The sequence below is a fragment of the Methylobacterium fujisawaense genome (assembly GCF_039619325.1).
Lineage (GTDB): Bacteria > Pseudomonadota > Alphaproteobacteria > Rhizobiales > Beijerinckiaceae > Methylobacterium > Methylobacterium fujisawaense.
The window spans coordinates 689,770-710,107 of sequence record NZ_CP155000.1; the positions used below are offsets into that span (position 1 = coordinate 689,770).

The 20,338-nt window shown below is 61.6% G+C and carries 13 protein-coding genes, 1 tRNA gene and 7 pseudogenes; 9 read left to right on the forward strand and 12 right to left on the reverse strand.

Features of this window, described 5'->3' with window-relative positions:
* Positions 1-290: 290 nt before the first annotated feature.
* Positions 291-584 (forward strand): annotated as a pseudogene (locus tag ABC766_RS03255) (transposase); the annotation flags it as partial.
* Between the two features lie 271 nt (positions 585-855).
* On the opposite strand, the gene ABC766_RS03260 reads toward ABC766_RS03255, so the two are convergent.
* Entirely contained in the window at positions 856-1,875 is a 1,020-nt protein-coding gene (locus tag ABC766_RS03260; RefSeq protein ID WP_345822660.1) for an IS110 family transposase, read from the reverse strand.
* Between the two features lie 91 nt (positions 1,876-1,966).
* On the opposite strand from ABC766_RS03260, the pseudogene ABC766_RS03265 reads away from it, so the two are divergent.
* Positions 1,967-2,857 (forward strand): annotated as a pseudogene (locus ABC766_RS03265) (IS3 family transposase); the annotation flags it as partial.
* A 79-nt stretch (positions 2,858-2,936) separates the two neighbouring features.
* Here the strand turns inward: ABC766_RS03265 and ABC766_RS03270 are convergent.
* A protein-coding gene (locus ABC766_RS03270; protein ID WP_345821129.1) for an IS630 family transposase occupies positions 2,937-3,898 on the reverse strand; the annotation gives its coding sequence in 2 pieces (ribosomal slippage) (positions 2,937-3,547 and positions 3,547-3,898; 963 coding nt in all).
* A 673-nt stretch (positions 3,899-4,571) separates the two neighbouring features.
* Here ABC766_RS03270 and ABC766_RS03275 point away from each other — a divergent pair.
* From ABC766_RS03275 to ABC766_RS03285, 3 genes are all read left to right on the forward strand, one after another.
* Positions 4,572-6,314, forward strand: a complete 1,743-nt coding sequence (locus tag ABC766_RS03275; protein ID WP_345821130.1) for a hypothetical protein — start codon at positions 4,572-4,574, stop codon at positions 6,312-6,314.
* A 15-nt stretch (positions 6,315-6,329) separates the two neighbouring features.
* Positions 6,330-7,037: a sulfotransferase family 2 domain-containing protein gene (locus ABC766_RS03280; RefSeq protein ID WP_345821131.1), complete on the forward strand. Its 708-nt coding sequence runs from the start codon at positions 6,330-6,332 to the stop codon at positions 7,035-7,037.
* Positions 7,038-7,548: 511 nt separating this feature from the next.
* Complete coding sequence (locus ABC766_RS03285) at positions 7,549-9,393, forward strand: glycosyltransferase 61 family protein (RefSeq protein WP_345821132.1); 1,845 nt, start codon at positions 7,549-7,551, stop codon at positions 9,391-9,393.
* A gap of 149 nt (positions 9,394-9,542) precedes the next feature.
* Here ABC766_RS03285 and ABC766_RS03290 read toward each other — a convergent pair whose 3' ends face one another.
* Positions 9,543-9,860, reverse strand: coding sequence for an adenylyl-sulfate kinase (locus ABC766_RS03290; RefSeq protein WP_345821133.1), 318 nt, complete (start codon positions 9,858-9,860; stop codon positions 9,543-9,545).
* Positions 9,861-9,915: 55 nt separating this feature from the next.
* On the opposite strand from ABC766_RS03290, the gene istA reads away from it, so the two are divergent.
* The gene (gene istA, locus ABC766_RS03295; RefSeq protein WP_427902312.1) at positions 9,916-11,214 is read left to right on the forward strand and encodes an IS21 family transposase; all 1,299 of its coding nucleotides are present in this window, start codon (positions 9,916-9,918) and stop codon (positions 11,212-11,214) included.
* Positions 11,214-12,002, forward strand: coding sequence for an IS21-like element helper ATPase IstB (gene istB, locus ABC766_RS03300; RefSeq protein ID WP_127991182.1), 789 nt, complete (start codon positions 11,214-11,216; stop codon positions 12,000-12,002). Before istA ends, istB begins: the two co-directional genes overlap by 1 nt.
* Here the strand turns inward: istB and ABC766_RS03305 are convergent.
* On the reverse strand, positions 11,974-12,462 hold the full coding sequence (locus tag ABC766_RS03305) for an adenylyl-sulfate kinase (protein WP_345821134.1): 489 nt from the start codon (positions 12,460-12,462) through the stop codon (positions 11,974-11,976). The genes istB and ABC766_RS03305 overlap by 29 nt on opposite strands.
* A 216-nt stretch (positions 12,463-12,678) precedes the next feature.
* Between ABC766_RS03305 and ABC766_RS03310 the strand changes: the two are divergent.
* Positions 12,679-12,837 (forward strand): annotated as a pseudogene (locus ABC766_RS03310) (transposase); the annotation flags it as partial.
* Positions 12,838-12,873: 36 nt separating this feature from the next.
* On the opposite strand, the pseudogene ABC766_RS03315 reads toward ABC766_RS03310, so the two are convergent.
* The 4 genes and pseudogenes from ABC766_RS03315 to ABC766_RS03330 form a co-directional block, all read right to left on the reverse strand.
* Positions 12,874-13,116: pseudogene (locus ABC766_RS03315) on the reverse strand (transposase); the annotation flags it as partial.
* Positions 13,117-13,266: 150 nt separating this feature from the next.
* Complete coding sequence (locus tag ABC766_RS03320; protein ID WP_345821135.1) at positions 13,267-13,491, reverse strand: hypothetical protein; 225 nt, start codon at positions 13,489-13,491, stop codon at positions 13,267-13,269.
* A 76-nt stretch (positions 13,492-13,567) separates the two neighbouring features.
* Positions 13,568-14,577: pseudogene (tnpC, locus tag ABC766_RS03325) on the reverse strand (IS66 family transposase); the annotation flags it as partial.
* Between the two features lie 20 nt (positions 14,578-14,597).
* Positions 14,598-15,488, reverse strand: a pseudogene (locus ABC766_RS03330) (IS3 family transposase); the annotation flags it as partial.
* 91 nt (positions 15,489-15,579) lie between these two features.
* Between ABC766_RS03330 and ABC766_RS03335 the strand changes: the two are divergent.
* Entirely contained in the window at positions 15,580-16,599 is a 1,020-nt protein-coding gene (locus tag ABC766_RS03335; protein WP_345822660.1) for an IS110 family transposase, read from the forward strand.
* Between the two features lie 271 nt (positions 16,600-16,870).
* Here ABC766_RS03335 and ABC766_RS03340 read toward each other — a convergent pair.
* From ABC766_RS03340 to glgX, 4 genes and pseudogenes are all read right to left on the reverse strand, one after another.
* Positions 16,871-17,164: pseudogene (locus ABC766_RS03340) on the reverse strand (transposase); the annotation flags it as partial.
* A gap of 16 nt (positions 17,165-17,180) precedes the next feature.
* Positions 17,181-17,519: a hypothetical protein gene (locus tag ABC766_RS03345; protein ID WP_345821136.1), complete on the reverse strand. Its 339-nt coding sequence runs from the start codon at positions 17,517-17,519 to the stop codon at positions 17,181-17,183.
* Between the two features lie 109 nt (positions 17,520-17,628).
* A tRNA-Ser gene (locus ABC766_RS03350) sits at positions 17,629-17,718 on the reverse strand.
* A gap of 141 nt (positions 17,719-17,859) precedes the next feature.
* On the reverse strand, positions 17,860-20,130 hold the full coding sequence (glgX, locus tag ABC766_RS03355; protein WP_043347763.1) for a glycogen debranching protein GlgX: 2,271 nt from the start codon (positions 20,128-20,130) through the stop codon (positions 17,860-17,862).
* Positions 20,131-20,338: the final 208 nt, after the last annotated feature.

The following is a 20,338-nucleotide window of genomic DNA, read 5'->3' on the forward strand; positions in this document are numbered from 1 at the left end:
GGCCCGCTCGCGCGCATCCGCGGGGCGCGTCCCCGGGCGGCGGGACGGGCGAACGGCGGATCTGAGAATGCTTCCAAACTTGGCATGTCGGAGTGTTGACGTCCGATGCGGGGCGATAATCCGGCCCGCGCCGGAAAATGATGCGTCCTTCCCGGCTGGACGCCGCGCGCACGACAAGGCCCGCCGCGGCGAGCCGGGCGGGTCCGCGCAGACGGGCCGTGTCGCTCGTGATCCTCCCTCGGCATCGCGGACACCTCTGATACGCTCATGCTGAGCGGGGAAGGTGTCGGATGGCGAAGACGAGACGCGAGTTCACACCCGAGTTCAAACGCGAAGCGGTCGCCCTTCTGGAGAGCAGCGGCCGGCCGCAGATGCAGGTCGCGGCCGAGCTCGGGATCCAGCCCTCGATGCTGAGGCAGTGGCGCGCCACGCTGAACGGGGCCCTACCCCGGCCGCGGCCGGCCGGATCGACGGGGAGTGCGCCACCAAGCCCGGTCGCCTCGCCGTCCGATCAGGCCGCCGAGATCGCCCGCCTGCGGCGTGAGCTCGACCGTACGCGCATGGAGCGCGACGTGCTCAAAAAACGTATGGCCCGCCCCGTCTACAAGGTGGTCGGTGAAGGTGCCTGTGTCCGGTCTGCACAAACGTATCCGGCATGTCGGCGCAGTGGCCGCCGCCAAGATGGAGAGCCGCACGCCCCGGGCCTCATAAGCACGTCGGCCTCGAAAAGCCGTTTTTTTTGCCAGGCTTCCGTGACGCCGCTCGACCGTCAGGCCATCTTTACTGTCCTCCCGCAGACCTCATGGACCCGCGCCGGCCGCTCGTAGTCCGGTCAGGGTCGACGTTTGCGATGTCTCAGGCGTGAGCTGGCTCCGGCTGCCGCTCGAAGCTCACGCCCTTCCGCAGCGTTGCCCAGGCGATCCGAGCGAGCTTGGCGGCGAGCGCGACGACCACGGCGTTGTAGTGCGCCCGCGCCAGCAGACCTCGCAGCCATCGGCCGGTCGCGTCCTCAGCTTTAGCCATCGAGGGCAGCGCCGCTCTCGCCCCGTGGATGAAGAGCCCGCGCAGGTAGGAGTTCCCCCGCTTGCTGATGCCGAGCAGCTTCGGCTTGCCGCCCGTCGTGTGCTGGCGTGGTACGAGGCCGAGCCAAGCCGCGAGATCGCGGGCACGCGTGAAGGTGCTGCCGTCATCGACGGCAGCACGCAGAGCCGTGGCCGTCATCGTTCCGATGCCCGGGATCGACACCAGGCGGCGCGCCGCCTCGTCGGCACGAGCATGCTCGACGAACTCGCGATCGAGCGCCGCTATGCGGCGATCGAGGTCCATCCACTCGTCGCGGACCTCTCCGATGAGGGATCGGATGCGTGGTCCGATCTGCGCCTCAGGGTCCTGCATCAGAGCGCCGATTGCCATCTCGAACTTGCGCCGGCCCTGCGGGAAGGTGAGACCACGCTCCAGCAGGATCGCGCGGAGCTGGTTTATGAGCATGGTGCGCATGCTGACCAGCCGCGACCGAACCCGATGCAGGCTCTGCATATCGAGCTGCTCCTGCGCCTTCAGGGGCACGAAGCGCATGGTCGGGCGTGTGGCTGCCTCTGCGATCGCCTCGGCATCACGATCGTCGTTCTTCTGCGCTTTGACGTAGGGGCGAACATACTCCGGCGACCTCAGACGGACGGTGTGCTCCTGCGCTACGAGCAACTGGCCGAGATGATGGGCGCCGCAGCAGGCCTCCATCGCGACCACACAAGCCGGTAGCTTGGCCGTCAGTCCGACGACCGTCTCACGCCGCGCGCGGCGGCGCAGGACGACAACTCCAGCCGCATCGAAACCGACAAGGCTGCAGCTGTTCTTGCCGAGGTCGATACCCAGCACGGCGATCGAGCTCTTTGCCATTCCAGATCCCTCCACGTGTCCGTGGCAGGAGAATGCCACGATGGTTCAGTGAGGGGCGGGCCATCCCATAAGCCATCGGCATCTTCGCGGAGATGCCCAAGTGACCTTCGCCTTCATCGAGCAGCATGCGCGGACCTGGCCGGTGCGTCTCATGTGCCGCGTGCTCGGAGTTTCACCCAACGGCTTCTACGGATGGCGGTCACGTCCAGAAAGTGCCCGCTCGGCCTCCAACCGCCAACACCTGGACGACGTCCGGCACATCCATGCCGCCCATCACCGGCGCTACGGCTCACCGCGCGTGCATGCCGCCCTGCGGGCCGAGGGCCGGTCTGTCAGCCGCGGACGGGTGGAGCGCCTCATGCGCCGGCACGGCATCCGTGCTTTGGCGGGGCGTCGGTTCCGGCCCTGTACGACCGACAGCCGGCACGATCTTCCGATCGCCCCAAACCTCCTGAAGCAGGACTTCTCGGCCGCGCGGCCAAACACGGCCTGGTTGGCCGATATCACCTACCTGCCGACCGGCGAGGGCTGGCTGTATCTGGCCGCCGTCCTCGATCTGGCCACGCGCAAGATCGTCGGCTGGTCGATGCGCGATCACATGCGCACCGAGTTGAGCGTGGCGGCGTTGATGATGGCCGCCCAGCGGCAGCGACCAACTGCCGGGCTGATCTGCCACTCGGATCGCGGCAGCCAGTACGCGGCCGAGGCTTACCGGAGACGGCTCGCCGGTATGGGGGCGAAGCCGTCGATGAGCCGCACGGCTTGCTGCTACGATAACGCCCCGATGGAGAGCTTCTTCCACACCCTCAAAGTCGAGCTCGTCCATCAGCGACGATGGGCGACCCGGGATGAAGCGCGGCGCGATCTGTTCGCTTACAACGAGGGCTACTACAATCGGCAACGCATCCACTCGGCACTCGGCTACCTCACGCCCGAGCAAGCCGAGAGGACCGCGAAATGATCTCCCTGTGTCCGCGACACCGAGGGAGGATCACAACCAGATCAAACGGTTCTGTTAGGCGCTCTAGAGCCGTTCCCGCTTACGTAGCGACGGCCAAGTCGTTGTCGTAGCCGGCGGCGGCGAAGCTGTTGCGGCACTCGTCTGGGGTGAAGCGGGTGAAGGCGTGCCGGATGGCGTTCCAGAGGTCTGGCACGGTGCGGGCGGCTGCGCTCCGCAGCAGGGCTTTCAGCTTGGCGAAGATCTGTTCGATCGGGTTGAACTCGGGGCTATAGGGCGGAAGGTAGAGCAGCCGGGCGCCGGCCGCCTCGACCCGCTCGCGGATGCCGCTGACCTTGTGAGCTTGCAGGTTGTCGAGGATCACGACGTCGCCGGGCCGCAGCACCGGGACGAGGCGGTTGGCGACGTAGTCGCGAAAGCGCTGGCCATTGGTAGCGCCATCCGCGAGGTCGAAGGCGCACAGGCCGGTGGTGCGCAGAGCGGCGGTGATAGTGGTCGTTTTGTAATGGCCCTGGGGCACGAGGAGCCGGCAGCGCTTGCCGCACGGGGCGCGACCGTAGCGGCGGGCCATGTTGGTGGCGGCCGCCGTCTCGTCGAGGAAGACGAGCTTGTCGGGGTCGAGGTCAGGCTGAGCCGCGAACCACGCCTCACGCGCCGCCTTCACGTCAGCCCGCTCCTGCTCAGTTGCGTACAACGCCCCTTTTTACGGGTGATCCCATGGCGAGCGAAGAAGCGTGACAGCCCGCTCATGCTGGTCTGCACGCCCTGCTCGGCCAGGGCGTCGCGCAACTCGCGCAGGAAGCGTTCGGGCCGGGCCTCGTCGAGGGAGAGGATCAGATCCGCATGCGCCTCGATCGCCGGCAGGCGGTCGTCGCCGTGCGTCGGTTTGGGGGCGACGTGACCCTGCTGCGCAAACCGCTGCGACCAGCGGCTGGCGCTCGACACGCTCACCCCGAACCGCGCCGCCGCCTGATGGAAGGAAGCGCCCTCTGTCACGGCCGCCACGACGCGCTCGCGCAGATCGACAGACAACGGTGAAGGCATCGCTGGCTCCTTCACCCGTCAACGCTCCAGCCACCGTCCTGTCGCAACACCGCCGGGCACGGCTCTAGCCCGTCAGCGCGGCTTCACAGGTGCAGCTGCCAAATATCTCGACAGCCATCTCGAAACACACCAACGGGGACGACGGCTAAGCGAATCACGCAACCTGCCACCTGATAGCCTCCCCCAATCAAGCCGCACCTCGTCAGGGCAGCCATTCAAAAGGCGCATAGGTCAGAAACCATTAATTTAGTAACACTCTCGCGAGTACCGTAAGTTCCCAGAATTAGGTCGTCCAAAAATACGGATACAAGCACAGCCAACCAACCCCACCTAGGCCAGACCCAAGCAAGACAAAGCAACAAAAAGGTCATTTCAAGTGATATCGGAAAAAGATCGCGTCAAAATCGTGTCGGCTTTCGACGCAGTCTACTTTAAGCAGCAGCTTCACAACATAACGCACCGGAACATAGAAGAAATTCTTAAAGAACAATCCGTAGACAATTTATTCAAATATTACATCTCAGACAGTCGTCTCTGTCTGCTGAGCCCTAATAAGCTGTTCGACGAGAATTGGTACAGGGCTTATTACGACGACGTTGGGACGGCAATCCATAGAGGACAGCTCGCGTCGGGATTTATCCACTTCGTCCAGTATGGTTGGCAGGAGGGTCGAATGCCTTGCTTCGCCCTTGAAGCCACCCTTGATCGAAAGAAACAGCCAACACCATCCGATTTGTCAGATCTAGATCAAGAAAATTACGCGGAGCAAAGTGTCGATGCCAAGATTTTCGTCAATGCGTTCCCCTTTGTCAAAACGACTGAATATTATAAGAACGTCGTAGCCCTGCAAAACAAACCACGTCCAAAGGCAGAAAGTCCTGGCAAATCTTTACTCACCCTGATGAAGCTCCAATTTGACAAAGAATACTATCTGCGGAACCACACATCGGAAACTGGGAACTGGAGCCTTGAAGACGCCTTTGACCACTATCTAAACGTTGGCATAAAACTTAAGGCATCACCCAATTCCTGGTTTGATGAGGGATGGTATTGTACTTACTATCAGGACGTGGGCAGCGCAGTCAAAGCCGGCCAACTAATCTCTGGTTTTCATCACTATCTAGTGGCGGGCAAGAATGAAGAACGCCTACCAGCACATAATCTAGGGAAAATACTCGAGACTAGTATTCCAGGAATAACGGAACCTGTCCTTATAAACCGCAGTAAAGAGATTTCTGATAGGATTGCATGCCCTCACGTTATTATCAATTCAAACCGGAAGCCGACGGTTTGGTTCATTATACCGATGCTAAATCCGGATATTACATTCGGAGGATACATCGCATGCTTCGAACTTGTAATTGCATCTTATTGGTATCTGTCGGGCCAGGAAATAGAAGTCGGGATTATCCTAACGGAACAGAGAGACGTCCGTCGAGAGTATTTTGTGCACATGACCAATAATCCGCGTTACACCGCGGTCTTCGAAAACATTAGAATCACTTCAATTGTCGAAAATAAGGTCGTAGAACTGTCGGACGAAGATATATTCGTCTCCTATTCCTGCTGGGACATATACGTTGCAAAACAATTAGCGAAATTTACGAAGAAAAACTACGTTGCTTCCTTAGTTCAAGAGTATGAACCGATATTCATTCCCTACGGGTCGCATCATGCCCTGTGTAAAGAGGCCTTTAAGCTCTCCGATTTCACTCTATTTAATTCTAAACAGCTAAAGGATTATTTCGAGAGGCACTCTATAGGTTTGTTTGCACACAAAGACAAGCGAGCGAAAACTTCATACGCCACCTTCGAACACGCGCTATCGAGCGTCTATTTACAGTCCGCAGAAGACATGAGAAATCGGGAAACAAGAAACTGCCTGATCTATGCGCGACCGGAGTCACATGCCTCCCGCAATTTATACGAACTCGTTCAAATAGCTCTGCAGCAAGCATGCGATAGAGGGATATTCAAAGGGAGATGGAATTTCCTGGGTGTAGGATCGCTGACCGATGTTCCCGCAGTGAAATTAAATGAGCAAAATTTCCTGCGGTTTAGACAAAAAATGCCACTTCCCGATTATTCCAACCTGATGAAAAATCTCGATATTGGCATAAGCCTGATGTACGCTCCTCATCCCAGCGTCGTCCCATATGAGTTCTGTGCCACAGGCGCCATCGTATTGACTAACACCTTCGAAGGTAGAGACGAAGCCTATTTTGCGCAGAAATCGAAAAATTTTGTCGCCGTAGGCGCAACTGTAGACGAGTTGGTTCGCGGGTTAGAAATCGCGGTTGAAAAGGCCGCTGATTTTGAAAGTAGGGCGGCCAATAGGCTCAAAATCATAAGCTCGAAATGGGCTTCGGTCTTTAACGAAACATTATTGTCGCGGCTTTACTCGCCTTTCCATTGAAGATGGTTCCCTGGCATGTTTATATCGATACACATACCGAAAACCGCCGGTACCATGTTGGGGTACATCTTCGACCATGGATCCAATCGAAAAGTTTTTTGGGACTATGACCCAAGTTATGCATCAGTCGACAAGCCTGATCCTGACGTCATAGAAAATTTCGGATTTATCTCAAGGCGGTTTTTGTTTCTGCATGGACACTTCTATTTCAGGAAATACGCTGGCGTTGCAAAAACTGAGCACGTTATCACCTGCATCCGCCATCCTCTTCATCGAATAATTTCACAGTTCAAGCACGAGGTCTATAATTGTATAAACGGGGCCCGGTCGTGGAGGAGCGAGCTTATACTCCAGGGCAAAATGGATCTGGTCGATTTTATAACATCCGACGAAAATATCCGCCTCGCGCAAATCAGGCATCTTGATGGACTGGCATTGAAGGATTATAGTCATATATTCCTTCATGAAAATTTAGACAATTCATTGGCTGCCTTCTGCTCAAGATTCAATTTTAGCCGGAACGACCCACACTTCATGGGCCTTCCTAGGATAAATGCGGGTGAAGACAAAAACTTTGCGTCGCCCGCTCAACAGAGAAAATACATCGATTTAACAAGCATGCCGCAGGCATCTTTACAGGAAGCTTTTACTCTGATTCCAGAGGAGGTAGAGTTCTACATAGAAGCATCCGCCTTGGCTCGAAAACAATTCGCCGGCATTTGACGCAGCAGTGAGGTGAGAATGCTTTCGTGGCAGCATCGTAAGCATATATCTTCGCTTTCTATCACAAAAGCGGAGGATGAAAATACCTCCCGGGATTTGGCTCAAACGAAGCTAACCGATGCCCGTCCGCAATGAGAAGATAAAAAAGAAGATATAAGCGAAGGGGATGAATACTAGGCTCCCGGTAGGAAAAGAAAATGTCTTTCGATTGAGTCTGCAAATCCAGCAGAATAGATGCACGCTAATTGCACGCCTCGCGTATCAGTCATTCGCGTGAATTCTGGTGTTTATAGGCGATACATACTCCTCTATCGCATTAGTTAAAGTGCAATACGAATATGCCGAGGCTCATTGTCGGTTAGAATGAGAGAAAGTGTAATTAATACCTCACTTACCAAATCGCGACGGCTGTCAAGGAGGCTGATCCCACACTCAGATTAAATTTCAGCTTTGGTCCGGATTGAGTCGGACGTGCTTCTAAATTGGGATTCAGCGGAAAACGGGGTCTTACATGCAAACGTTCGTCGGCTTCGAGCAAAATGTAATCGAATATAATAGCAGGTATGAAATTTCGCAAGACCCTTTGAGACTAACCACTTACCGCAACGTCTACGTTCTGCCAGGAGCGACAACAAACGGCGGTAAACTCTCTAACATCGCCGGAGGAGTCTTTGATGCCTCTGGGGCCTTCGTGGCTGCATCAGCTCAGCCCCGATTTGACGGTCAATCGGCTATTGTACCGGCCCAACAACAAATTCCGATCAAGGCAGGCGGTGCAAAACTTCAACGCGCCGTATACGGTGGAATAATACTAGATCATTTTGGGCATTTTCTTTTGGAGTCAACATGTCGACTCTGGGCGCGCGAAGCTCACCCAGGAGTTGGATACATTTTTATAACGCCGCCAGGAATCAGTCTAAAAAACTACCACTATGAGTATTTGGAGGCCTTAGGAATTTCCAAGGAGAGCGTCTATGTCGCTTACGAGCCCACCCACGTCGAAGAATTGCACGTGCCAGAGAGCAGCATTGTCTATCATAGCTGGGTCAATAGGAGCTTTCTAGGTCCATTCAGAGGCGCAACGGTTGCTAAAGGATTCCCAACCGGCAAATATTTTCTGAGCCGGGCACATCTAGAGGCGGCTGTCACAATCGGTGAGGCCGAGCTACTAGATGATTTATTGAAGCACGGTTGGGAGCCTATTCGCATTGAACTGCTGACCGCACAAGAGCAGATCGCGCTCTTCCGGTCTAATTCTCTTATAATGGGCGTGCAAGGAAGCGCATTCCACAATGCGCTGTTTGCGACGGCCGGACAGAATCTTGTCCATATTTGCCGATCCAACGGACAGAGATCTTATTTTATGCTAGACAAGCTTGCCTGCGTCAATTCAATGTACATCAATGCTGTGGAACGCCACAAACTCGAACCGTTTGGGTCCTCGGGTCCTTTTTTAATAGACCCGGAAAAGGTAGTGACGTACCTGAAAGATCAAGAAATCCTGTCAAAGAAGGTATTCGGCCATTCTAAAATTCTCGTGGATCGTGTGAAGATGGATCGGTTGTACTCGGCTTGGTGGCATCACCAAGCCTATCTTGAGTCGATCTATAGGATTCCTAACGCTGAAATTCCCGGATTTGAGAATGCGAGCAGTGATGATTTTCTTGCGGCTGCAGACGAACTTGGTCGGGACCTCGCAACTGTAAGGCGTTCTGTGATAAGCAGGGAAATTAACAAAACTGGGTACAAAAGCTCCAGACCTAAAATATTTGAAGCATTGGTTGATTTTCCGAGCAATCCCTATTTCCTGTACTTCATGAGTTGCGCGGAGGTCGAGGCCGGCTTCTTTGAAGAGGCGAAAATACTCAGCAAAAAATCGATCGAGCTGTCGCCAAATAACGTTCTCTTCAGAAATCATTACATCGCGCTACTATTCCGCGCCGAGACATACGACTCGGCTATTGAAGAAGTACGTTGCACCCAAGAAAGAGGTATCTCCGATGGTATGACCGATTACCTGTATTCTCTTCTTCTTGAAAAGAAGGGTGAGATTGAGTGTGTCAACTATGCGCGAGCGGCCGGCTTATTGATGTCGGATAATCTGACTGTTCAGCGGCATATTCTTACCGCTTTATATAAATTCGAACAGTTTGAAGAAATGACCGCGTTCTTTGCTGACGCGCCCGAGATAATCCAAAACGATTCTATATCTAATTTCCTAATTAGTTGCGGCCACGAAAAGTTAGGATCGTATGATCTCGCTGTGAAATTTGCGAGCCGAGCTCACGAACTCGATTCCACTAACGAGACGATAGAGCACCATCTGACGAGAATTATGAGCACCTACGGTCGATAATTTATTTAAACTTGAACGTGCGAATCCGAAGACCGGGTCGCCGGCACGATAGTACCTATTAGCTGTAGATCTGCCGCTGGGTGGCCGCCGAACGAGACACCGGTAGCAGCACTCTGCTTTCAGGTTTGCACTGATTTCCGCGCACCAGTTCATGCGGCGAACTGGCGTGGCTCAACGACGCTGTGACTATCGCACGTGCCTATGACGCTGTTGCGAGCGAAATCCTGTGCCGACACTCGCATCAGCGCCGCGACAAGTGGCGCCGCTGATTCTTCAACAGTGAAGCCCTTTGTGTGCAGCATCAATTCAGGCATTTCCGGAGGCTCGTAAGGCGCGGAAATGCCGGTAAATTCTCCTATCTCCCCGGCACGCGCTCGGCGGTAAAGTCCTTTGGGATCGCGCGCCTCGCAAGTGGCCAAGGGCGTGTCAATGAAGGCTTCGAGGAATGGTGTCAGGCGACACGGCAAACTGACCCCCTGACGCCATGAGGATCTGACCCCCTCGATGAGCGAGGAGGTCGAGATGATCAGGAACGAGGCTCAGGCTCTGACGCGGATGGACGATCCGTGGAGGGCCGAGATGAAGACGCCGGACGACGTGTCGGCGATGATGCGGCTGCAGGCGCTCGGCTGGGGCGCGAAGCGGATCGCAGCCGAGCTTGGCTGTTCGAAGAACACGGTGAAGCAGTGGCTGCGACGGGGGGATTGGCGCCCCTGCGCGACGCCCTCGCGCTCGAAGCAGCTCGACGGCTTGGCGGACTGGCTGGTCGAACGCTTCCGGCAGCATGCGGGCAACGCCGACGTCGTGCGCCAGGATCTGGCGACCGAGAAGGGCATCCACGTCAGCCTGCGCACGGTGGAGCGGGCGGTCGCGCCGTTGCGGCGGGATCTGGTGATCGCCGCGCGGGCGAGCGTGCGGTTCGAGACGCGGCCGGGCGAGCAGATGCAAATCGACTTTGGCGAACGGCGCGTCGAGATCGGCGGCGTGCCGACTCGGGTCTCCCTGTTCGTAGCGACGCTCGGCTACTCGCGCCGCCTGCACGTGCGTGCCTTCGGCCACGAACGGCAGGAGGACTGGTTCGCCGGGCTGGAGAGCGCTTTCCGGGCTTTCGGCGGCGTGCCACACGAGGTGTTGCTCGACAACGCTCGCGCCCTGGTCTTGCACCACGACCCTGTGAGCCGCGAGGTCGTCCTGCACCCGCGCCTGCACGCCTTCTCCCGCCACTGGGGCTTCCGGGTGCGGGCCTGCGCCCCGTACCGGGCGCGCACGAAGGGCAAGGACGAGCGCGGCGTCGGCTACGTCAAGAACAATGCCGTGGCCGGCCGCCGCTTCGCGAGCTTCGCAGCCCTGGAGGCGCATCTCGATGCCTGGACGCGGGACGTCGCCGACCGGCGCGTGCACGGCACGACCGGCGAGGCGCCGGGCGAGCGGTTCGCCCGCGACGAGGCTCGGGCGCTACGGCCGCTCGCGGGCGTGCCGCCGTTTTCCGCCGCGCGCGATCTCGTGCGCCGGGTCGGAGCGGACTGCGCGGTTGCGGTCGACGGCAACGCTTACTCGGTACCCTGGCGGCTGATCGGTGAGCGGGTGCGGGTCACCGTGAGCGGAGCGGTGGTGCGCGTCCACCACGGCGGACGGGAGGTCGCCGCGCATGCCGAACTGAAGGGACGTCACGGCCGTGCGGTCGACGACGCTCATCTGGCCGGGCTCGTGGGTAGCCGTGAGCGACCGGCTCATCGGCGCGACCCGCCTCCTCTCGTGGCGACGCCGGAACTGCTGCGTCCGCTCGCCGAGTACGAGGCTGTCGCCGGGGGAGGCTTCTGATGAGCGAGGAACACGATCACCTCACCGTACTGCTCGACCGCCTGAAGCTGACGGCCATGCGTGACCAACTCGACAGCCTGATCGACGAGGCCGGCCGGGGCGAACTGACGATCCGCGAGGCGCTGACGCTGTTCTGCGAGCGGGAGATCGCCCGGCGCGATCAGCGGCGCATCGACATGGCCTTCGGGCTGGCCCGCTTCCCGTTCGTGCGCGACCTGACCGGCTTCGACTTCGGCGCACAGCCCTCGTTGGACAAGGCGCAGATCCGCGAGATCGCCACCGGCCGCTTCATCGCCAACGGTGAGGCGGTGCTGCTCCTCGGACCACCCGGGGTGGGCAAGACGCATCTGGCGGTGGCGATCGGGCGTGCGGCGATCGTGGCCGGCTACGGCGTGTTGTTCACCCCAGCCACGACGCTCGTGGCGCAGTTGGCCAAGGCGCACGCCGAGGGGCGGCTGGAGGAGCGGCTGACGCACTATGCCAAGCCGAAGCTGCTGATCATCGATGAGCTCGGCTACCTGCCGTTCGAGCCGGATGCCGCGCACCTGTTCTTCCAGCTCGTCAGTCGCCGCTACGAGCGCGGCGCGATGCTGGTGACCTCGAACCGGGCGGTGGGCGAGTGGGGCAGCGTGTTCGGGGACGCGGTGGTGGCCACCGCCATCCTCGACCGGCTGCTGCACCATAGCCACGTCGTCACCATCCGCGGTGACAGCTACCGCCTGCGCGAGAAGCGTCGCAGCGGACTTCTACAGAGGGCCGCTATCGTCCCCAACCCCACGCCCGTCTAGGCGAGGAAACCGGCATGGGGGTCAGATCCTCGTGACGCGAAGGGGTCAGTTCCGGTTGTCGCTTGAAAAATGGTATGTCGCCCGCGATACGCCGCGCCATCGCCCGTTCCTCACGGAAGGGCGAGATAAGCGAAACGATCACCACAAGCCCGGCATCGGCCATGAGGCGAGCAGTTTCAGCAGCGCGGCGGACATTTTCAGCTCGATCCGCAGTGCTGAAACTGAGATCTCGATTGAGGCCCTGGCGCAGGTTGTCCCCGTCGATCACCATGGTGTGGCACCCGCATTGTATCAAGGCGCGATCGACTACGTTGGCGATACTCGATTTACCGGCGCCTGAAAGCCCGGTGAGCCACGCAACCGCCGGACGCTGGCCGAGCGAGCGCCAACGTTCGTCTCTAGGCAGCAACCTGTGCCATGTCAGGTTATGGTTTACCGCCTCAACCGCTGGCTCGCACATGCAGGCTCTCCGGACACAACTTACGGGTAGCTTACACGCGTTTGTGATCAAAGATGCGATCTAAATGTCACAATCCGCCGCGCTTGCAACTCTGGGGCGGATATAAGCGCGGTGACCGCAGATTTTCACTCTGGGGCGGCAAGATTACTCTGACGTGACCGGCTGGCTTTGGACCGGGCTGATTGAGAGGATCAGCTGGGACCAAAGGAGTCGGACATGCGACGAGTTCAGAAGGCGAGCGCGGAGCAGGTGGTGTTGAAGCTGCGCCAGATCGAGGTGCAGACGGCACAAGGCAAGAGCTTGGCGCTGGCGTGCAAGGAGGCGGAGATCTCTGAGCAGAGCTATTACCGCTGGCGCAAGGAGTACGGTGGACTTGCTCCGGTTTAATGGCTCTTCGTCATTTCGTGTGGGTCAAGGATCCAGAAGCACGCGACGGCGTAGGAGGTCGAAGCCGGCCCGGCCGTACATCAGTCGCTTGATCAGCTTCAGTTTCGTAATCTGGCCCTCGTTCTGAGCGTTGCTCCACGGCATCGTCAACGCCGTCCTTACCGCGGCCGCATCAACGACGAGCCCGCTGGCGAACGTCTGCGCGGCTCGGATGCCGCTCGCCTTCGCCTCGACGATCCAAGCCTCGAACGCCGCCAGACGTCGTACGCATCCGGCGAAGGCCGCCTTGTGAGCTGGCCCGTTGAGGCTGAGGTCATAGGAGTAATCCTAGGACCTTGAGCATGACCCAGGCGGGTATCGAACTGGTGAGAGCCGAGCGTCGTCGACGCTGTATCCATCCGGTGAAGGACGCGGGAGCTACGGTTTCGGCGGGAGCAGATCACTTTCCGCCGTATGGGCGGCGATCCGCTCTTTCAGCTCGTCGATCCCATCGGTGGTAAACGCCGGGTATGCCTCGTCGCCGGAGCCGTGGACCCAGATCAGGCCATCCTCGGGTTCCATGTCGACGATGATGTCGAATAGGGCGTCTTCATCCTGTCCGAGGTCGGCGGCGACCCTGGCCAGCGTGAACACGGTGCTCACCTTATTGCACTGCATCGGCTCCCTTCCGTCGCGGCCCGATCGTCTCGTCAGGGTCGAGGCTGGCTGGCGAGAATGCTCAGGCAGCCGCGGCAAGCGGGGCGGTCGCTGACCGCCAATGCCACGGCAGAAGTTCGTGCAGCCGAGGGGCGGGGTGATCGGCGATGCGGGTGAGAACGTCGGCGAGCCAAGCCTGCGGATCGATGGCGTTGAGCTTGGCCGTCACGATCAGCGTCGCCATCGCGGCTGCCCGATCAGCGCCCCGCTCCGAGCCGGCAAACAGCCAGGCTTTTCTTCCCAGGGCAAAACCTCTCAGAGCCCGTTCGGCGGCGTTGTTGGCCAGGCAGACCCTTCCATCTTCGAGGAAGTGCGTGAAGGCAGGCCAACGCCGCAGCAGATAGTCGATCGGCTCGGCCACGGCCGCCGAGCGCGACAGGCGTGATCGTTGTTCGCGCAGCCACGTCTCCAGGTCGGCCACGAGCGGAGCGCTCTCGGTACGACACACCCGCAGGCGTTCGTCGGCCGAGCGGCCGCAGATCCCGCGCTCGATCGCAAACAGCTCGTCGATCCGACGGACCGCCTCCAGCGCGATCGGTGAGATCGCCGTCGCCTTCCGGCCTCGCCGCGCCCCGGCCGCGACGTCGGCGAGGACGAAGAACCCGCGGCGGGCATGAGCCCAGCAGAGCGCCGGGCGGATCGCGCCTTGCGGGCGTGCGGGATCGTAGAGGCGATTGTACCCGCTATAGGCATCCGCCTGCAGGATCCCGCGGTAACCGCGCAGATGAGCCTCGGGATGCTCTCCGGCCCGGTCGCGCGAGGCGTAGAACAGCGCCGCCGGCGGATCCGGGCCGCCGAAGGGGCGGTCGTCACGGACATAGGTCCAGATCCGGCCGGTGACCGTCCGGCCCCTGGCCAGGATCGGCACCGTGGTGTCGTCGCCGTGCAGGCGCCGACCTGGTCGGCCAGCGTCGAGACCGACAGCGCGATCCCTTCGCGAGCGAAGCGCTCGCTCTGGCGGTTCAGCGGCTGATGCTGGCCGAACTTCTCGAACAGGATCGTGGCCAGGAGGTGAGGCCTGATCCTCCCTCGGTGTCGCGGACACAGGGAGATCATTTCGCGGTCCTCTCGGCTTGCTCGGGCGTGAGGTAGCCGAGTGCCGAGTGGATGCGTTGCCGATTGTAGTAGCCCTCGTTGTAAGCGAACAGATCGCGCCGCGCTTCATCCCGGGTCGCCCATCGTCGCTGATGGACGAGCTCGACTTTGAGGGTGTGGAAGAAGCTCTCCATCGGGGCGTTATCGTAGCAGCAAGCCGTGCGGCTCATCGACGGCTTCGCCCCCATACCGGCGAGCCGTCTCCGGTAAGCCTCGGCCGCGTACTGGCTGCCGCGATCCGAGTGGCAGATCAGCCCGGCAGTTGGTCGCTGCCGCTGGGCGGCCATCATCAACGCCGCCACGCTCAACTCGGTGCGCATGTGATCGCGCATCGACCAGCCGACGATCTTGCGCGTGGCCAGATCGAGGACGGCGGCCAGATACAGCCAGCCCTCGCCGGTCGGCAGGTAGGTGATATCGGCCAACCAGGCCGTGTTTGGCCGCGCGGCCGAGAAGTCCTGCTTCAGGAGGTTTGGGGCGATCGGAAGATCGTGCCGGCTGTCGGTCGTACAGGGCCGGAACCGACGCCCCGCCAAAGCACGGATGCCGTGCCGGCGCATGAGGCGCTCCACCCGTCCGCGGCTGACAGACCGGCCCTCGGCCCGCAGGGCGGCATGCACGCGCGGTGAGCCGTAGCGCCGGTGATGGGCGGCATGGATGTGCCGGACGTCGTCCAGGTGTTGGCGGTTGGAGGCCGAGCGGGCACTTTCTGGACGTGACCGCCATCCGTAGAAGCCGTTGGGTGAAACTCCGAGCACGCGGCACATGAGACGCACCGGCCAGGTCCGCGCATGCTGCTCGATGAAGGCGAAGGTCACTTGGGCATCTCCGCGAAGATGCCGATGGCTTATGGGATGGCCCGCCCCTCACTGAACCATCGTGGCATTCTCCTGCCACGGACACGTGGAGGGATCTGGAATGGCAAAGAGCTCGATCGCCGTGCTGGGTATCGACCTCGGCAAGAACAGCTGCAGCCTTGTCGGTTTCGATGCGGCTGGAGTTGTCGTCCTGCGCCGCCGCGCGCGGCGTGAGACGGTCGTCGGACTGACGGCCAAGCTACCGGCTTGTGTGGTCGCGATGGAGGCCTGCTGCGGCGCCCATCATCTCGGCCAGTTGCTCGTAGCGCAGGAGCACACCGTCCGTCTGAGGTCGCCGGAGTATGTTCGCCCCTACGTCAAAGCGCAGAAGAACGACGATCGTGATGCCGAGGCGATCGCAGAGGCAGCCACACGCCCGACCATGCGCTTCGTGCCCCTGAAGGCGCAGGAGCAGCTCGATATGCAGAGCCTGCATCGGGTTCGGTCGCGGCTGGTCAGCATGCGCACCATGCTCATAAACCAGCTCCGCGCGATCCTGCTGGAGCGTGGTCTCACCTTCCCGCAGGGCCGGCGCAAGTTCGAGATGGCAATCGGCGCTCTGATGCAGGACCCTGAGGCGCAGATCGGACCACGCATCCGATCCCTCATCGGAGAGGTCCGCGACGAGTGGATGGACCTCGATCGCCGCATAGCGGCGCTCGATCGCGAGTTCGTCGAGCATGCTCGTGCCGACGAGGCGGCGCGCCGCCTGGTGTCGATCCCGGGCATCGGAACGATGACGGCCACGGCTCTGCGTGCTGCCGTCGATGACGGCAGCACCTTCACGCGTGCCCGCGATCTCGCGGCTTGGCTCGGCCTCGTACCACGCCAGCACACGACGGGCGGCAAGCCGAAGCTGCTCGGCATCAGCAAGCGGGGGAACTCCTACCTGCGCGGGCTCTTCATCCACGGGGCGAGAGCGGCGCTGCCCTCGATGGCTAAAGCTGAGGACGCGACCGGCCGATGGCTGCGAGGTCTGCTGGCGCGGGCGCACTACAACGCCGTGGTCGTCGCGCTCGCCGCCAAGCTCGCTCGGATCGCCTGGGCAACGCTGCGGAAGGGCGTGAGCTTCGAGCGGCAGCCGGAGCCAGCTCACGCCTGAGACATCGCAAACGTCGACCCTGACCGGACTACGAGCGGCCGGCGCGGGTCCATGAGGTCTGCGGGAGGACAGTAAAGATGGCCTGACGGTCGAGCGGCGTCACGGAAGCCTGGCAAAAAAAACGGCTTTTCGAGGCCGACGTGCTTATGAGGCCCGGGGCGTGCGGCTCTCCATCTTGGCGGCGGCCACTGCGCCGACATGCCGGATACGTTTGTGCAGACCGGACACAGGCACCTTCACCGACCACCTTGTAGACGGGGCGGGCCATACGTTTTTTGAGCACGTCGCGCTCCATGCGCGTACGGTCGAGCTCACGCCGCAGGCGGGCGATCTCGGCGGCCTGATCGGACGGCGAGGCGACCGGGCTTGGTGGCGCACTCCCCGTCGATCCGGCCGGCCGCGGCCGGGGTAGGGCCCCGTTCAGCGTGGCGCGCCACTGCCTCAGCATCGAGGGCTGGATCCCGAGCTCGGCCGCGACCTGCATCTGCGGCCGGCCGCTGCTCTCCAGAAGGGCGACCGCTTCGCGTTTGAACTCGGGTGTGAACTCGCGTCTCGTCTTCGCCATCCGACACCTTCCCCGCTCAGCATGAGCGTATCAGAGGTGTCCGCGATGCCGAGGGAGGATCACGAGCGACATCCTCCGCTTCCAGGTAATCGAAGCCGAAGCCTCTAGCAGGGGCGCGAGCCGCGTCGTAGCGCTCTTGCGCCTGGCCGCCAAGCAAGGCGCGCCAGAACGCCTCCGTCTCGACGTTGATGCGGTCAGCGACCCGGCGGGCCTTCACGCCCCGGGGATCGTCAGCGACGCGGATTTTGGTGGATTGCAGCGCGAAGCGGCGCTTGTCGAGCCCGGCGAGGCTCAGCGGGACGCGGCGATTGTAGTGCCAGACGCCGTCCCGGTTCAGGAGGTAGTCGCCGGACATTCGATCCATGTATGCCGGGAAGGATGCCGGCGGGTATGACGAAACCCGACCCTATGTGCAAGCACGGATTGGATTATCGTTGTTTTACAATAGGTTGATGCAGTCAAAGTGGCGGAGGGAGCGGGATTCGAACCCGCGATACCGTTTCCGGTATACACACTTTCCAGGCGTGCGCCTTCAACCACTCGGCCACCCCTCCGTCCGCGAACCGGGCGCCCGGGCGCGCAGACGGCGCGCCGGGCGCGGCAAGGGCCGCGCGGTGCCGTGCTGTTAGCCGGGTGCGCCGTCCGGCGCAAGGCGCAGTCGGCCGGGCGACGCGAAAACCGCCCGGCCGCGTCCCTCACCCCTCGGCCTCGTCGAGGTGGAAGCGGACATGCTCCACGTTCGCCCGCTCGAAGGCCTGCATGACGTGCTGGTAGGAGCGCTCCATGGCGTTGTCCTCCGTCCCGGGGCTGTCCTCGGGCTTCAGCACGAACATCAGGAGCGAGCGCCCGGTCACGTCGTAGCCGGAGCCGAACTTGAAGCTCTCCACGTCCTGGCTGTCGGGCAGGTTCGTATCGAGGAGCCGCGTCCAGGCCACGCCTCCCACGGATTCGGGCAGCGTGAACGTCACGAGGTCGTGGTAGGCGTTGAACATGATCAGCAGCGTGGCGTCCCCGCCGCGGCGGTGCAGGCCGGTGGCCTGGGCGCGCCCGTCGAGCTGGACCGCGAAGGCGCGGGCCTCGCCGTCCGACCAGTTCTCGCCCGCCATCTCGCTCCCGTCCGGCCGCAGCCACGTCACGTCCTTGACGCCGAACTCCTCGTCGTACTGGCCGGTGAGGAACCGCCCGCGGCTCAGGATCGGCAGGGCGTTGCGCAGGATGATCAGGCGCTGGGTGAACTCCGCGAGATCCCGCTCCTCGTCGCCGATCGCATCCCAGTCCAGCCAGGAGACTTCGTTGTCCTGGCAGTAGGCGTTGTTGTTGCCGTTCTGGGTCCGGGCGAACTCGTCGCCGGCGAGCAGCATCGGCGTGCCGCGGGACAGGAACAGCGTCGCCAGCATGTTGCGCATCTGGCGCAGGCGCACCGCCCGGATCTCCGGGTCGTCGGTGGGGCCCTCCACCCCGTAATTGTACGAGAGGTTGTGCGAGTGGCCGTCGCGGTTGCCCTCGCCGTTCGCGTCGTTGTGCTTGTCGTTGTAGGAGACCGTGTCGTGCAGGGTGAAGCCGTCATGGGCGGTGAGGAAGTTCACCGAGGCCCAGGGCTTGCGCCCGCGCTTGTTGAACTTGTCGGCCGAGCCCGCAATCCGCGCCGCCAGATCCGGCAGCAGCCCGCCATCGCCCTTCCAGTAGGCGCGGACATCGTCGCGGAACCGGTCGTTCCACTCGGCCCAGCCGGGCGGGAAGCCGCCGACCTGGTAGCCCCCCGGGCCGCAATCCCACGGCTCGGCGATGAGCTTGACGTTGTTGAGCACCGGATCCTGGCGGCAGGTGTCGAGGAAGCCGCCGCCCTCGTCGAACCCGTAGGGCTCGCGGCCCAGGATCGTGGCGAGATCGAAGCGGAACCCGTCCACCTGCATCTCCTGCGCCCAGTAGCGCAGGGAATCTGTGACGAGCTGCAGCACCCGCGGATGCGACAGGTTGAAGGTGTTCCCGGTGCCGGTGTCGTTGATGTAGTAGCGCGGCTCGTTGGGCAGGAGCCGGTAATAGGAGGCGTTGTCGACCCCCTTGAACGACAGGGTCGGGCCCTTCTCGTTGCCCTCGGCGGTGTGGTTGTAGACCACGTCGAGGATCACCTCGAGGCCGGCGCCGTGGAAGCGCGAGACCATCTCCTTGAACTCGGAGAAGGCGAAGTCCGGCACCGCCGCGTAGCGCCGGGCGGGGGTGAAGAACGAGATCGTGTTGTAGCCCCAGTAATTCACCAGCCCCTTCTCCTGCAGGTAGTCGTCCTGCACGAAGGAATGGACCGGCAGCAGCTCCACCGAGGTGACGCCGAGGCTCTTGATGTAGTCGAGCACGTCCCGGGTCCCGAGGCCGGCATAGGTGCCGCGCAGCTTCTCCGGCACCCGCGGGTCGAGCTTGGTCATGCCCTTGACGTGGGCCTCGTACACGATGGTCTTGTCCCAGGGCACCAGCGGCTTCTGGTGCCGGCCCCAGGTGAAGGCCGGGTCGATCACCCGGGAGCGGCGGGTGTAGGGGGCGCTGTCCCGCTCGTCGAAGGTCAGGTCGTCGCCGGTCTCCATCTTGTAGCCGAACAGGGCCGGGTTCCAGGTGATCGAGCCGACGAGCCCCTTGGCGTAGGGGTCGATCAGCAGCTTGTTGGGGTTGAACCGGTGGCCGGCCTTCGGCTCGTAGGGGCCGTGGACCCGGTAGCCGTAGATCGTGCCGGGGCGGGCGTCGGGCAGGTAGCCGTGCCAGATCTCGTCCGTGTACTCGGGCAGCTCGATCCGCTCGATCTCCTGCTCGCCGGCATCGTCGAACAGGCAGAGTTCGACCTTGGTGGCGTGGGCGGAAAACAGGGCGAAGTTGACGCCGAGCCCGTCCCAGGTGGCGCCCAGGGGGTAGGGTTGGCCTTCCTGGATGCGCGTGCGGGCCGCGCGGGACTGCGATGCGGGACGACGAGTAGAGGACATGGACACTCCGGAACGCGACCCGCCCGGCCACGTGCCGCCGCGGGGAGCGTCGGGTGAACGTGCCGGAAACAGCGAAGCTCCCGCGGTGCCGCAAAAATCGCGGGGGTGCGGCGCGGTGAGGCCGGGACGCCTCAGCGTGCGGTCGACGGCGTTCCCGGTGGGGAGGACCGGGCGGCTTCAGGGGCGGGGAAGGTCGGAGGTCGATCCG

Coding starts and splice junctions, on each gene's coding strand:
- istA (WP_427902312.1), top strand. CDS start 9,916: ATGATCAGGAACGAGGCTCAGGCTCTGACGCGGATGGACGATCCGTGG.
- ABC766_RS03285 (WP_345821132.1), top strand. CDS start 7,549: ATGCAAACGTTCGTCGGCTTCGAGCAAAATGTAATCGAATATAATAGC.
- istB (WP_127991182.1), top strand. CDS start 11,214: ATGAGCGAGGAACACGATCACCTCACCGTACTGCTCGACCGCCTGAAG.
- ABC766_RS03280 (WP_345821131.1), top strand. CDS start 6,330: ATGTTTATATCGATACACATACCGAAAACCGCCGGTACCATGTTGGGG.
- ABC766_RS03275 (WP_345821130.1), top strand. CDS start 4,572: ATGCCTTGCTTCGCCCTTGAAGCCACCCTTGATCGAAAGAAACAGCCA.
- ABC766_RS03305 (WP_345821134.1), bottom strand. CDS start 12,462: ATGTGCGAGCCAGCGGTTGAGGCGGTAAACCATAACCTGACATGGCAC.
- glgX (WP_043347763.1), bottom strand. CDS start 20,130: ATGTCCTCTACTCGTCGTCCCGCATCGCAGTCCCGCGCGGCCCGCACG.
- ABC766_RS03345 (WP_345821136.1), bottom strand. CDS start 17,519: ATGTCCGGCGACTACCTCCTGAACCGGGACGGCGTCTGGCACTACAAT.